11 protein-coding genes are annotated in these 13450 nt (G+C 64.5%); 1 reads left to right on the top strand and 10 read right to left on the bottom strand.

Features of this window, described 5'->3' with window-relative positions; all coding sequences use genetic code 11:
* Window position 1 precedes the first annotated feature (1 nt).
* Window positions 2–1555 carry a lipopolysaccharide biosynthesis protein gene (locus FBZ93_RS19865; RefSeq protein WP_146987699.1) on the bottom strand — a complete coding sequence of 518 codons (1554 nt, stop codon included), beginning with the start codon at window positions 1553–1555 and terminating at the stop codon, window positions 2–4.
* Between the two features lie 290 nt (window positions 1556–1845).
* On the opposite strand from FBZ93_RS19865, the gene FBZ93_RS19860 reads away from it, so the two are divergent.
* Window positions 1846–3039, top strand: coding sequence for a CaiB/BaiF CoA transferase family protein (locus FBZ93_RS19860; protein WP_146987697.1), 1194 nt, complete (start codon window positions 1846–1848; stop codon window positions 3037–3039).
* 102 nt (window positions 3040–3141) lie between these two features.
* On the opposite strand, the gene FBZ93_RS19855 is transcribed toward FBZ93_RS19860, so the two are convergent.
* The 9 genes from FBZ93_RS19855 to FBZ93_RS19815 all read right to left on the bottom strand — a co-directional run bounded on the left by FBZ93_RS19855 (window position 3142) and on the right by FBZ93_RS19815 (window position 13410).
* Window positions 3142–4653 (bottom strand): tripartite tricarboxylate transporter permease, encoded by a 1512-nt coding sequence (locus FBZ93_RS19855; RefSeq protein ID WP_146987695.1) that lies wholly within the window; start codon window positions 4651–4653, stop codon window positions 3142–3144.
* Window positions 4654–4675: 22 nt separating this feature from the next.
* Window positions 4676–5218 (bottom strand): tripartite tricarboxylate transporter TctB family protein, encoded by a 543-nt coding sequence (locus FBZ93_RS19850; protein ID WP_146987694.1) that lies wholly within the window; start codon window positions 5216–5218, stop codon window positions 4676–4678.
* 72 nt (window positions 5219–5290) lie between these two features.
* Entirely contained in the window at window positions 5291–6394 is a 1104-nt protein-coding gene (gene mtnA / locus FBZ93_RS19845; protein WP_146987692.1) for an S-methyl-5-thioribose-1-phosphate isomerase, read from the bottom strand.
* Window positions 6391–7266 carry an S-methyl-5'-thioadenosine phosphorylase gene (locus FBZ93_RS19840; protein ID WP_146987690.1) on the bottom strand — a complete coding sequence of 292 codons (876 nt, stop codon included), beginning with the start codon at window positions 7264–7266 and terminating at the stop codon, window positions 6391–6393. The genes mtnA and FBZ93_RS19840 overlap by 4 nt, the downstream gene beginning before the upstream one ends.
* A 108-nt stretch (window positions 7267–7374) precedes the next feature.
* Window positions 7375–8352: a Bug family tripartite tricarboxylate transporter substrate binding protein gene (locus tag FBZ93_RS19835; RefSeq protein WP_433995433.1), complete on the bottom strand. Its 978-nt coding sequence runs from the start codon at window positions 8350–8352 to the stop codon at window positions 7375–7377.
* Between the two features lie 364 nt (window positions 8353–8716).
* Window positions 8717–9514: an enoyl-CoA hydratase/isomerase family protein gene (locus FBZ93_RS19830; protein WP_146987687.1), complete on the bottom strand. Its 798-nt coding sequence runs from the start codon at window positions 9512–9514 to the stop codon at window positions 8717–8719.
* Between the two features lie 46 nt (window positions 9515–9560).
* On the bottom strand, window positions 9561–10754 hold the full coding sequence (locus FBZ93_RS19825) for a pyridoxal-phosphate-dependent aminotransferase family protein (RefSeq protein WP_146987685.1): 1194 nt from the start codon (window positions 10752–10754) through the stop codon (window positions 9561–9563).
* 129 nt (window positions 10755–10883) lie between these two features.
* Window positions 10884–12167: an MFS transporter gene (locus FBZ93_RS19820; RefSeq protein WP_146987683.1), complete on the bottom strand. Its 1284-nt coding sequence runs from the start codon at window positions 12165–12167 to the stop codon at window positions 10884–10886.
* A gap of 40 nt (window positions 12168–12207) precedes the next feature.
* Complete coding sequence (locus FBZ93_RS19815; protein WP_146987681.1) at window positions 12208–13410, bottom strand: pyridoxal-phosphate-dependent aminotransferase family protein; 1203 nt, start codon at window positions 13408–13410, stop codon at window positions 12208–12210.
* Window positions 13411–13450: the final 40 nt, after the last annotated feature.

Genomic DNA, 13450 nt, shown 5'->3' with positions numbered 1-13450 from the left:
TCTAGGCAGCCTTGAACGGCAAGAAGCGGTTGATGATGATACGGAGATCGCGCCAGCAGACGGCGCGATAAGGACCAAGCTGCGACACGGCGATGGCGGCGACAAAGATCGCCGCCGCCGACACGCCGTAGAGCGACACCACATACCACCATGACGGCGCGTGGTCGAATGACACATGGCCAAGCTGCGAGCGCAGCGCAAGCGCAACGGCGATGCCCGTGCCGAGCGGGATCAGGACGAAATGCAGCATCCGCGACCACATCGCTGAAAGCCTGAAGGTTCGCCTGAGCAGCAGCACCGTGATCACCATCTGGGCGGCCATCCCGACGCACGAGCTCCAGCCGGCCGCCTGCCAGCCGAAATACGGCAGCGCGACCGCGCTGGTCGCCAGCGTGAAGATGCCCGTGACGAGCGAGATCAGCGCGTTGAAGCTGGAGCGTCCCTGCGACAGCAGATAGAACGCGAACACATTAGCGCTCGACCCCAATATCCCGCTAATCGCAAGCACCACAAGCACCAGCTGCGCCTCGGCGGCGACCTCGGCGCCGGTCCATCGATACAGCAGCGCCCCGGCGACCGGGATCAGCCCGCCAAGCGCGCTCGCGGCCAGCACATTGAGAATCCAGGACGAGCGAAGCAGCAGGTCGACCTTGCGATCGTCATCTTCCTTCTGCAGCGTGCTGAAGAACGGGAACAGGATCTCGCCGATCTTTAGCACGCCGATATAGACTGCCTCCTCGAGCCGCTGCGCGACGCTGTAGAAGCCGACGAATTGCGGCTGCAGCAGCGCGCCGAGCAGATAGCGGTCCGCTTGACCGGCGAACAGCGCGCCGCTCTGCGCTGCCACCTGCCAGCCGCCAAGCCTGACCAATGCGCGCAGCGCGCCGCGATCGACCGCCGGACGGGCCAGCCAGTCGCTGATCGCGTGCCGCGACCAGGCGAAAGCCATCAGGAGATTGGTTGCGAAGCCCAGGGCCTGACAGCCGAGGAAGGTCGAGGCACGCGGCGCATAGGGAATCAGCAACAGCATCGACATCGTCGTCACCACCGTGCCGGTGATGCTGATCGCCGCGATCCGCTGATAGTCCTGACGTGCCGTGAACAGCGAGAGGAAGACCGCGAACAGGCACTGGCAGAGCCAGCCGGCGCCAGCCAATGCGAAGGCTAGCCCGAGGTCTTCGGCAGCCGGGCCGCCGAGGTGAAATCCCAACCGCGCGAGCGGCGCGCCCGCAAGGATCAGCAAGGCCGCGATCAGGGCACCCACGGCGATGGCGAGCGCAAGGGCGGTCCCGAAAAACCGTTGCGCCTCGTCGCGATCGGACGGTTCCAGCCGTTGCGCGAGTTCGCGCGCCGTCGAGAGGCCAAGCGCATTGCTGAACATCAGCGCCGGCGCGACGCAGGCCGTCACCAGGCCCGCAACGCCGAACGCGGCGAGGCCGAGCCGGAAAATCACGAACGGGAGAATGGCGAGGTTGAGCAGAACCGCGACCGCAAATGCAGTCGCATTCCATGCCGAGTTGCCGAGCAGATGGGACGGACCTCTCTTCACTGCCATGCCCGCTTTCGGTCCATCACGTCGAAACGCCTCAAGTCCCTCTTCCATAAGGGCAAAACCCATTCGGTGAGGCGACGGGCTAGCAGCCACCACGGCGATTGTCGAGGGTTGGCGGGCGCGCAGGTGTGGGCAGGCTCGAATCGCAGCGGACGCAGAGCCGGTCTACGCGGAACCGTGACTGTTCGTTTCCGGCGGTTGTTATCGGGGTAACAGTTGGAAAGACCTGCCAAATTGTCTATGGCAGATGAGCCATAGCCCCCACAGCGGCCCGCCAAACAAGAGGTGTCTCAATGCCCTTTCCCCGCGCATCCCAAGCCCTGTCCCGTTTCACCGTGCTGGATTTGACCCGGGTCCGGTCCGGGCCGACTTGCGTGCGCCAGCTCGCCGACTGGGGTGCCAACGTTATCAAGATCGATGCGCTGCTGGAGGACGGCGGCGGCGAGCAGCCGGGCGGCCCGCGCGGCGGATCCGATTTCCAGAACCTGCACCGCAACAAGCGCGCCATGACGCTGAACCTGAAGGACCCCAGGGGGCTCGAGGTGTTCAAGCGGCTCGCCGAACAGGCTGATGTCGTGGTCGAGAACTTCCGGCCGGACGTGAAGGCCAAGCTCGGCATCGACTATGAGAGCATCCGCAAGATCAACCCGAAGATCGTCTATGGCAGCATCTCCGGCTTCGGCCAGGACGGCCCCTACCACAAGCGCCCGGGCTTCGATCAGATCGCACAGGGCATGGGCGGCCTGATGTCGGTGACCGGCGCGCCCGGCGAAGGCCCGATGCGGGTCGGCATTCCCGTGGCCGACCTGACCGCGGGGCTGTTCTGCGCGATCGGGATCCTCACCGCGCTGCTGGAGCGCGACGTGTCCGGCGAGGGCCAATGGGTGCAGACCTCGCTGCTGCAGGCGCAGATCTTCATGCTGGATTTCCAGGCGGCGCGCTGGCTAATGGAAAAGGAAGTCGCCAAGCAGGCCGGCAACAACCATCCGACCTCGATCCCGACCGGCGTGTTCAAGACCTCCGACGGCTATATCAACATCGCCACGACAGGCGGGCGGATCTGGGAGCGCTGCGCCCAGGCGATCGGCGCGCCCGAGCTGATCACCGACCCCGATTACGCGACCGCCCCGGCGCGCTCGAAGAACCGCGATGCGCTCAATGCCAGGATCAACGTGTTGACCGAGAAGAAGTCGACCGACACCTGGGTGGAGGAGCTGAACGCTGCCGGCGTGCCGTGCGGGCCGATCTACTCGATCGACCAGATGTTCGAGGATGCCCAGGTCAAGCATCTCGGCATGGCCCAGCACGTGCCGAACGACGAGAACCGGCACATCCAGCTGGTCAGCCAGCCCGTCACGCTGTCGCGGACGCCGAGCAAGATGGCGGCGCGGCCGCCGGAATTCGGCGAGCAGACCGAGGAAGTGCTGACCGAATTCGGCTTCGGCAAGGACGAGATCGCCGAGCTCCGCCAGCGCAAGGTGGTCTAGAGCTCCGTTCCGATCAAATCGGAACGGAGCTCTAGATTCTTGTCTTGACGCGTTTTCTTCACGCGAACCGGTGTCCACTTCGCTCGAAAACGCTCTTGAACCTCACGCCTTTGCCGGCCGCAGCAGACGCGCGACGCCGGCAAAGGCCCGATCGATCACCGGCCAGAACAGCAGCACGATCGCCAATGTCGTGATCGTGCCGACGAGGCCGTTCGACCAGAACACCTTCATGTCGCCGCCTGAGCCGATCATCGAGAGGCGGAACGCGTCCTCGGCGCGGCTGCCGAGCACCAAAGCAAGCGTGAACGGCGCCAGCGGGATGCCGATCTTCTTGAAGACGTAGCCGACCACGCCAAAGCCCAGCATCAGCCAGATATCGAACATCGCATTTTGGATCGCGTAGGCGCCGATCGCGCAGGACACCACGATCATCGGGGCGACGGCCGCGAACGGCACGCGCAGGATCGAGGCGAAGATCGGCACCGTGGTCAGCACCAGCACGAGGCCGACGACGTTGCCGAGATACATCGAGGCGATCAGGCCCCAGACGAAATCCTTGTGCTCGACGAACAGCAGCGGCCCCGGGTTGAGGCCCCACACCATCAGCCCGCCGAGCAGGATCGCCGCAGTTCCCGAACCCGGAATGCCGAGTGCGAGCATCGGCAGCAGCGCCGAGGTCCCCGACGCATGGGCTGCCGTCTCCGGCGCGAACACGCCCTCGATCCGACCCTTGCCAAAACTCTCCTGATCCTTGGAGAAGCGCTTGGCGAGGTTGTAGCCCATGAACGAGGCCGCGATCGCGCCGCCCGGCGTGATGCCGAGCCAGCAGCCAATCACGGACGAGCGCAGCAGCGTCACCCAGTATTTCGGCAGGTCCTTCCATACCGACAGCACGACGCGGAGCGAGATGCCTGCCGCGTGTCCGCGCAGCGCCAGGCGCTCCTCCATCGTCAGCAGGATCTCGCTGATGCCGAACAGGCCGATGACGGCGACGAGGAAGTTGATGCCGCGCAACAGCTCCGCAGAGCCAAAGGTCATGCGCAGCTGCCCGGACACTGTATCCATGCCGACGCCGGCGAGCAAAAGCCCGAGCGACATCGAGATCACAGTCTTGTGCTTGGCCTCGCGGCCGAGACCGACGAAGGAACAGAAGGTCAGCAGATAGACCGCGAAGAATTCCGGCGGGCCGAACTTCAGCGCGAATGACGAGATCATCGGCGCCAGGAAGGTGATCAAGAGCACCGCGACCAGTGAGCCGATGAAGGACGAAGTGAACGCGGCGGTCAGCGCTTCGGCCGCCCTGCCCTGCTGGGCCATCGGATAGCCGTCGAAGGTGGTCGCGACCGACCAGGCCTCGCCGGGGATGTTGAACAGGATCGAGGTGATGGCGCCGCCGAACAGCGCGCCCCAGTAGATGCAGGACAGCATCACGATGGCGGATGTCGGATCCATCGTGAAGGTCAGCGGCAACAGGATCGCGACGCCGTTGGGGCCGCCAAGCCCGGGCAGCACGCCGACGAAGATGCCGAGCACGAGCCCGACCATCATCAGCAGCAGCGTCTTCCACGTCAGCAGGACGGCAAAGCCGTGCAGCAAGAGACCGAAGGCTTCCATGTTTCGAAATCCTGTCGATCGCTCAGTAACCGAAGGCCGCTTCAAGCGGCCCCTTCGGCATAATGACATCGAATGCGATGTCGAAGGTCACGAACATCGCGGCGGTGAAGATGAAAGCGGTCAGCAGCGACTTCCATAGCGCGATCTTGCCGACGATGCGCATGAAGCCTGCGATCAGGAGGAAGCTCGCGACATAGAGGCCGAGATATTGGGTGGCGAGGCAGAACAGGAAGGTCGGCACGAACACCGCCATCACCCGGCGCAGCTGCGCCCGGGTGATGAAGGTCTCCGCCGCCTCGCGACGCGAGACGAAGGCGGCGCCCAGGCCATAAAGGCTGGCGGCGCCGAGGATGACCGAGAGATAGAACGGGAAGTAGCCCGGCTGCGGCCCGGTCGAGTCCCAAGACGCGCCGGTGCGCCAATTGTCCCAGCCGAGCACCACTGCGAGCGCGAGCAGCAGCAGCGAGACGACGATGTCGACGATGCCGGTAGAGACGACGGCAGGCGAATTTTCTTCAGGCGCGGTCGGATCGTCGACGACGATCTCAAGTTCTGTCTTGGACATGGACGAGACGGTCTCGGTTGCGAAGGCAACGATTGGGATAGCGTGCTGATGCAATCAACGTCAATGCAGCCTTCAGCTAACCTTGGAACGTTCGGGAAACGCGCTCGCAAGCGCAGCACGATCCGCACTGAGGACGCCGCGCTCGGTGATCAATCCCGACACCAGCCTCGCCGGTGTGACATCGAATCCGAAATTGGCGACCGTTGAGCCGTCGGGAACCACGCGCACGGTCTCGATCCGTCCATCCGCCGTACGCCCGGTCAGGTGCGTGACCTCGCTGGCCGCGCGCTGCTCGATCGGGATCTGCCTGATACCATCATCGATACTAAAGTCGATGGTCGGCGACGGCAGCGCGACATAGAACGGCACGCCGTTGTCGTGTGCAGCGAGTGCTTTCAGATAGGTCCCGATCTTGTTGCAGACGTCGCCATTGGCAGCGACGCGATCGGTCCCGACGATCGCAAGGTCGACCATGCGATGCTGCATCAGATGGCCGCCGGTGTTGTCGGGAATCACGGTGTGCGGCACGCCGTGATGGCCGAGTTCCCAGGCGGTGAGCGAAGCGCCCTGATTGCGCGGCCGTGTCTCGTCGACCCAGACATGGACCGGGATGCCGCGGTCATGCGCCTGGTAGATTGGTGACGTCGCCGTTCCCCAATCGACGGTTGCAAGCCAACCCGCATTGCAATGCGTCAGCACGTTCACCGGCTCGCCCGGCTTCTTGGTCGCGGCGATCGTCTCGATCAGGCCGAGGCCGTGACGGCCGATGTCGCGGTTGATCTCGACATCTTCATCGGCGATCTCGCGGGCGCGGGCATAGGCCGCATCCGCGCGGGCCGACGCTGCAAGCGGCGCGAGCGCGCGCTGCATCTCGTCTATCGCCCACTTCAGGTTGATCGCGGTCGGCCGGGACGCGGCCAACATCTTGCCGGCGCGCTCAAGCGCCGCGTCAGAAGCATCGGCGCGCATCGCAAGCGCCATGCCATAGGCCGCGGTCGCGCCGATCAGCGGCGCGCCGCGGACCAGCATCGAACTGATCGCCTCGCCGGCCTCGTCAGCGGTCGTGATCTTCGCGACAATGAATTCATGCGGCAGCCGGCGCTGATCGATCGCTCCGACCGACCGGCCGTCGGGCTCGAGCCAGATACTGCGAAAATGCCGACCATCTACTTTCATGTGCGTAACACCCGTCCGGCGACTGCATCGAGCTTGGCAAGAAGCTGCGGATCACGCGCTGTGGGCGCCGTGATCAGCGCGGTATCCAGCGCGCAATCCGTACCGATCGGACACGGCTCGTGCTCGCGCGGGAAATCCCGCGCCAGACGCGCGACCAGCGCCTTTGCCTTCTCGGCGTTCGAATTCAGCACGCGGATGATATCCTGCACCGTCACCGCATCATGCGCCGGATGCCAGCAGTCGAAATCGGTGACCATCGCCACGCTGGCGTAGCAGATCTCGGCCTCGCGGGCGAGCTTGGCTTCCGGCATGTTGGTCATGCCGATCACCGAATAGCCTTGCGCCTTGTAAGTCAGGCTTTCCGCGAGCGAGGAGAATTGCGGCCCCTCCATGCAGAGGTAAGTTCCGCCGCGGGCGAACGCGATGCGCTCGGCTTCGGCCGCGGCGGCGAGATGCTTCGCCAGCAACGGCGATACCGGATGCGCCATCGAGACATGCGCGACGCAGCCCTTGCCGAAGAACGAGCTCTCGCGCTTGTGGGTGCGATCGACGAACTGGTCGACCAATACGAACGTGCCCGGCGGCAGCTCTTCCTTGAACGAGCCGCACGCCGACAGCGCGACCAGGTCGGTGACCCCGGCCCGCTTCAAGACGTCGATATTGGCGCGGTAGTTGATATCGGACGGCGACAGCGCGTGTCCCGGGCCGTGCCGCGGCAGGAATACGATCGGCAGTCCCGCCATCTCGCCACGGCGCAGCGGCGCCGACGGCTCGCCCCAGGGACTCGCGATCGCTTCCTCGTGGACATTCTCCAGGCCCGGCAGATCGTAGATGCCGGATCCGCCGATGATCCCCAACACGGCTTTGGTCATGATCGCTCCACGGCTAGCCGGACGTCCGGCCATACTGCGGCGCAGTAATCACCGCGCCGCTGCCGCTTGCAAGGCAATTCCGGCCTGAGGGTACGCAAACCGCGACCGCTACTTCGCGACAAAACCCGCCGCATTCATGAGCGAGGCGTTCTGCTTGTCGTCATCCTCAAGGAACTCGACCATGTCCTTGCCGGTGAGGAAGATCGGCTTCAACGCCTGCTTCTCCATGTAGTCCTTGTATTCCGCCGTCTGCGTCACCTTCTGGAACAGGTCGACATAGAAGGCCTGCTGCTCCTGCGTGACCTTGCCCGGCAGGAACATCGCGCGCAGCATCAGATACTGCACGTCCAGCCCCTCCTCCTTGCAGGTCGGGATATCATTCCAGGATTGCGTGTCGGTGACCTTGGTCTTGTAGGAGATGCGCTCCTTGTCGAACACGCAGAGCGCGCGAACCTGGCCGGCGCGCCAGACCTCGAGATTTTCGCTGGGATTGTTGACGTTGGACTCGGTGTGGCCGCCGACCAGCTGGGTCGCGGCCTCGCCGCCGGACTTGTACGGCAGGTAGGAGAATTTCGCGCCGGTCTTCTGCTCCATGAACACGGTCAGCACGTGATCCTCGCGCTTCGAGCCGGTGCCGCCCATCTTGAACGGCGCGCTGGCCGCCTTGGCGGCATCGATGAACTCCTTCACCGTCTTTGGACCGTTCGCGTTGTCCCACAGCACGAACTGGTCGAGCGCAATCACCGACACCGGCGTGAGGTCGCGCCAGTTGAACGGAATCTTGGCCGACAGCGGCAGCATGTAGATCAGCGAATAGGCGATCAGAACCTTGTTCGGATCGCCCTCGCTGGACTTCATGTACATCAGCGCTTCCGCACCCGACGCTCCGCCCTTCAGCGACACCACCATCGGCTGCTTCATCAGGTTGTTCTTCTGGATCGCCGCCTGCATCATCCGCGCCATCTGGTCGGAGGCGCCACCGGCGCCGGCCGCAACCACGATCTCGACCGGCTTGCTCGGCTCCCAGCCGGCAAACGCCGGCGTGCTCAGCAGCAAAGCCGCGATGGCAGCCGTGGTTTTCACAATCTGTCCCACGTGTTTCTTCCCTATCTATTTGTTCGGCTTGGCAAAACCTGCGAGGTGGCGGGTGCGGTCATTGTGCCGAGAATAGGAGTGAGTTCAAGCCGCCGAACTGCCGCATGGCGTATGACTTTGGAATGAGGTGAGTGAGCGGACGGAGTCTCGCAGCCGGCCGCATACACCATCGTCGTCCCGGCGAAGGCCGGGACCCATACGCCGCAGCAAGAGTTGTGGGCGGGACTCGTCATTCCAGCATCGCGCAATGACGACCATTCGGGGTTATGGGTCCCGGCCCCCGTGCGCAATTGCGCACTAGGCCGCGACGACGCTGAATATGTTGCACGGTCCGTAAGAGCCCCGGTGCCGGCTGCTACTTGCCCTTGAAGTTTGGCGCGCGCTTGTTGAGAAAGGCGTCCATGCCTTCGCGAAAATCCTCGCTCATATAGGCGCGCAGGATCAGGTCTTCGCCTTCGTCGCGCGACAGCGTGCGGCGGATGCGGCGGACCGCTTCCTTGGTCACCTCTAACGTGATCGGCGCATGGCCGGCGACGAGCTTCGCGGTCTCGTCGGCCCGGCGCTGCAAGGTCTCAACATCGGGTACGACTTCGTTCAGCAGCCCGAGCGCCAACGCTTCCGGCGCTTCGACGAGGCGCGCCTTGAAGATCAGGTCCTTGGTCCGCGCCGGACCGATCAGCGACACCAGCCGCGAGATGTTGGACATCGAGAGGCAGTTGCCGAGCGTGCGCGCAATCGGGAAGCCGATCCGTGTCGCCTCGGTGCCGATGCGGATGTCGCAGCATGCGGCGATGCCGGCGCCGCCGCCGGTGCAGGCGCCGGCAATCGCGGCGATGACAGGCACGCGGCACTGTTCGAGCGTACCGAGCACGCGGTCGATCCGCGCCTCATAGTCCAGCGCATCCTGCGCGGTCTTGAACGCACGAAACTGCGAGATGTCGGTGCCCGAGGCGAACGCCTTGTCGCCAGCGCCGGTCAGGATCAACGCCTTGATCTGATGATCCTGATTGATGTTCTCGCAGATCGAGGCCATCTGCTCATACATCGCAAAGGTCAGCGCGTTGCGCGCCTGCGGCCGGTTGAACGTGATGCGCGCGATCCCGTCGGCGACGGAGTAGATCAGGTCTTCGGTCGGTGCGACGGGCGCGTTCATGTCTCGCTCTTTCTGTTCGTTACGATTCGATTTTCAGGCCAAGGCCTCAAGCGACTTTCGAGGCCTGCGATGGGTCGCGTCCCTTCAGGATATCCATCGCCGCCAGCACGCCGCCGCCACGATGCGGCACCTTGGCCAGATCAAGGCCCATCTCGACGCCGGACAGCGTGCCCATCAACATCAGGTCGTTGAAGTGACCGATGTGCCCGATCCGGAACACCTTGCCCTTGACCTTGTTAAGGCCGGTGCCGAGCGACATGTCGAAATTATCCAGCACAACCTTGCGGAAGTGGTCGGCGTCGTGGCCGTCAGGCACCCGCACCGCGGTCAGCGCCGGCGAATGCGCGCCCTGCTCCTGGCACTGCGTCTCCAGGCCCCAGACCTTGATCGCGGCGCGCGTCGCTTCGCTGTGGCGCTTGTGGCGGGCGAACACGTTCTCCAGCCCCTCCTCCTCCAGCATCTTCACCGCCTCACGCAGGCCGAACAGAAGGTTGGTCGCGGGCGTATAAGGCCAGGTGCCGGCCTTGTTGATGTTGATGACCTCCTGCCAGTCCCAATAGGAGCGCATCCCCGGATTGGCCTTCGCCACCGCCAGCGCCTTTTCCGACACGGCGTTGAAGCCGAGGCCGGGCGGCAGCATCAGTCCCTTCTGGGAACCGGCGATCGAGACGTCGATGCCCCAGGCGTCATGCTCATATTCCAGCGAGCCGAGGCCGGAGATGGTGTCGACCATCAGCAGCGCCGGATGCTTCAGCGTGTCGAGGATCTTTCGGACGTTGAGCGGATAGGTCACGCAGGCGGTGGAGGTCTCGTTATGGACCATGCAGACCGCCTTGATCTTGTGCGCCTTGTCGGCGGCAAGCCTGGCCTCGATCTGCTCGAGGTCGGCGCCGTGGCGCCAGTCGCCCGGAATGAAGTCGACGTCGAGCTTGAACTTGTCGGCGATGCCGTGCCACAGCACGGCGAACTGGCCGGTCTCGCACATCAGCACCTTGTCGCCGGGCTGCAAGGTGTTGACGATCGCGGCTTCCCAGGCGCCGGTCCCCGACGAGGGGTAAATGATCACGGGCTGCTTGGTGCGGAACACGCGCTGCATCGCAGACATCACGGCAAAGCCGATCTCGGCGAATTCGGCACCGCGGTGGTCCATGGTCGGCATGTCCATCGCCCGCAGCACCCGGTCCGGCACGTTGGTCGGTCCCGGAATCTGCAGAAAATGCCTTCCAGTATGCACAGTCATGAGCGTCTTTCCCGGTCTTGCCTTGGTCTTGGTAAGCCGCTCGCATATCACTATTCGCCGGGTTTGTCCTAGGCCCGGCGGGGGGCCGTCATGCATATCTGACGGCGCTCCGTCGGTGCCGGCAGCCGCTCATCCGGCGGCCACCACCTTGCCCGGCACCGTCAGCCCGCTCGCCTCCTCGAACGGCCGTTCGGGGTGCATCAGGAACGCCGAGAAACCGCCGAGCAGCAGCAGGCCCATCGACATCAGGAACGGCAGGTACCAGTTCCCGGTGGCGTCAATGACGAAGCCGGCAACCAGCGGCGAGACGATCGCCGCGAAGGCCGAGCCGGTGTTCATGATCCCCGCGGCGGTGCCGGAATATTTCGGTGCGATATCCATCGGGATCGACCACATCGGACCGATCACGAGCTCGGCGCAGAAGAAGCCCGCCGACAGGCACAGCGCGACCACCGTGATGTCGTGCACGAACAGGATCGGCATCAGCGAGAGCAGCGCACCGGCGAATCCCACGATCGTCACGCTGAGCCGCGCCAGGCGCACATTGCCTGTCCGCTCGAGGATGCGATCGGAGATGACGCCGCCGATGCTGTCGCCGACGACGCCGGCAAAGAACACGCCGGATGCGAACAGCGCCGAGTTCTTCAAGTCGAGGCTGTAGTTGTTCTTGAAGAACAGCGGCAGCCAGTTGAGGTAGAGCCACAGGCACCAGCCGTAGCAGAAATAGGTCAGGGTCACCGGCCACATCCGCTGCAACAGCGGTCCCCACGGCACCTTCGGCCGCTCGCCCAGTGGGCGCGGCGGCAAGGTCGCGAGCTCGGCCGCGGTGATCGAGGCATGATCCTTCGGCTCGTTGCGGAAGTACCATACCCACACGATACCCCACAGCAGACTGACGATACCGAGCACGACGAATGCGCCGCGCCAGGTCAGCCAGAGGATCAGGAGCGCGACGGCCGGCGGGGTCACCGCATTGCCGAGCCGCGCAAACGAGTGTGTCAGGCCTTGCGCGAAGCCGCGGCGGTTCGCCGGCGTCCAGTACTGCATCGCGCGCGTCGCGGTCGGAAACGTCGCGCCTTCGCCGAACCCGAGCGCGAACCGCGCGACGAACAGGGCAGCGAGACCATGGACAAAGCCGGTCATGATGGTCGCCGCAGCCCAGATCATGCCGCACCAGAACAACGTCTGGCGCGGTCCGAAGCGATCGCCGACCCAGCCGCCGATCACCTGGAACAGCAGATACGGATAGGCGAACGCCGAGAACACCAGGCCGAGGTGGGTGTTGGAGAGGCCAAGCTCCTTCTGGATGTCGCCGGCGGCGGTGCCGATGTTCACCCGGTCGACATAGGTGATGAAATACATCACGCAGAGCATGGCCAACACGACGTGGGTGGCCTTGAACCGGAGCCTCATATCCCCTCCCTGGTCTGCGATTTTCTGGTTGTTGGTGTCGCTAGGTGCCGACCACCTTCAGATGCGACGACGCATTGCGCTGGTCGCGCTGTTCGAGCAGCTTCATCGCAACCGCGACGCCACCCGCGCGGTGCGGCACGCCGGCGACCGACAGCCCCATCTCGACGCCGGTGAGCGCGCCAAGCAGCGTCAGCTCGTTGCACTCGCCGAGATGGCCGATGCGAAACACCTTGCCGGCGACCTTCGACAGGCCGGAGCCGAGCGACATGTTGAAATTGTCGAGCACGACCTTGCGGAACGCATCGGCATCATGGCCGGGCGGCATCAGCACCGCGGTCAAAACCGGCGAGAATTCCGCGGGCTCCTGGCACAGCACCTCGAGCCCCCAATGATTGACGGCGGCACGCGTCGCGGCGGCGAGCCGCTGATGGCGCGCGAACACGTTGTCGAGCCCCTCCTCCAGCAGCATCGCGATGGCCTCGCGCAGCCCGTAGAGCAGGTTCGTCGCCGGCGTATAAGGGAAGAAGCCGTTGGCGTTCGGCTTCAGCATCTCCTCCCAATCGAAATAGGAGCGCGGCATCTTGTTGCTGCGCGACGCGGCGCGGGCCTTTTCCGAAATCGCGTTGAAGCCGAGGCCGGGCGGCAGCATGAAACCCTTCTGCGAACAGCTGACGCTGACATCGACCTTCCACTCGTCGTGCCGGTAATCGACCGAGCCCAGCGAGGAGATGGTGTCGACCATCAACAGCGCTGGATGCGCGGTGCGGTCGATGGCGGCGCGGATGTCACCGATCCGGCTGGTGGCGCCGGTCGAGGTCTCGTTGTGGACGACCATCACCGCCTTGATGCTGTGCGCGGTGTCATCAGCGAGTTTTGCTTCGATCTGGCCGGGGTCGGCGCCGCGGCGCCAGTCACCGGAGATGAAGTCGACCTCGATGCCGAAACGGCCGGCCAGTTGCCGCCACAGGGTGGCGAAGTGGCCGGTCTCGACCATCAGGACCTTGTCGCCCGGCGACAGCGTGTTGACGATCGCGGCTTCCCAGGCGCCGGTGCCCGAAGACGGGAAGATCACCACCGGACCATTGGTCTGGAAGATTTTGGCGCTCCCTTCGAGCACCGTCCGGCCAAGCGCGGCGAACTCCGCGCTGCGATGGTCGATGACCGGCATATCCATCGCGCGAAGAATGCGATCCGGAACGGGGCTCGGCCCTGGAATCTGCAGAAAATGGCGCCCTTGATGCATGAGAACCTCCCAATCGCCGGATTCCGGCTCTTCGTGGAGC

This window comes from Bradyrhizobium macuxiense (assembly GCF_007993935.1).
Lineage (GTDB): Bacteria > Pseudomonadota > Alphaproteobacteria > Rhizobiales > Xanthobacteraceae > Bradyrhizobium > Bradyrhizobium macuxiense_A.
Note: the sequence above shows the minus strand (reverse complement) of the source record. Positions and strands in the feature narration are given on the sequence as shown.

What these genes read in the sequence shown, in the direction of transcription:
- FBZ93_RS19865 (WP_146987699.1), bottom strand. Translation starts at nt 1,555, where the DNA reads ATGGCAGTGAAGAGAGGTCCGTCCCATCTGCTCGGCAACTCGGCATGG.
- FBZ93_RS19860 (WP_146987697.1), top strand. Translation starts at nt 1,846, where the DNA reads ATGCCCTTTCCCCGCGCATCCCAAGCCCTGTCCCGTTTCACCGTGCTG.
- FBZ93_RS19855 (WP_146987695.1), bottom strand. Translation starts at nt 4,653, where the DNA reads ATGGAAGCCTTCGGTCTCTTGCTGCACGGCTTTGCCGTCCTGCTGACG.
- FBZ93_RS19850 (WP_146987694.1), bottom strand. Translation starts at nt 5,218, where the DNA reads ATGTCCAAGACAGAACTTGAGATCGTCGTCGACGATCCGACCGCGCCT.
- mtnA (WP_146987692.1), bottom strand. Translation starts at nt 6,394, where the DNA reads ATGAAAGTAGATGGTCGGCATTTTCGCAGTATCTGGCTCGAGCCCGAC.
- FBZ93_RS19840 (WP_146987690.1), bottom strand. Translation starts at nt 7,266, where the DNA reads ATGACCAAAGCCGTGTTGGGGATCATCGGCGGATCCGGCATCTACGAT.
- FBZ93_RS19830 (WP_146987687.1), bottom strand. Translation starts at nt 9,514, where the DNA reads ATGAACGCGCCCGTCGCACCGACCGAAGACCTGATCTACTCCGTCGCC.
- FBZ93_RS19825 (WP_146987685.1), bottom strand. Translation starts at nt 10,754, where the DNA reads ATGACTGTGCATACTGGAAGGCATTTTCTGCAGATTCCGGGACCGACC.
- FBZ93_RS19820 (WP_146987683.1), bottom strand. Translation starts at nt 12,167, where the DNA reads ATGAGGCTCCGGTTCAAGGCCACCCACGTCGTGTTGGCCATGCTCTGC.
- FBZ93_RS19815 (WP_146987681.1), bottom strand. Translation starts at nt 13,410, where the DNA reads ATGCATCAAGGGCGCCATTTTCTGCAGATTCCAGGGCCGAGCCCCGTT.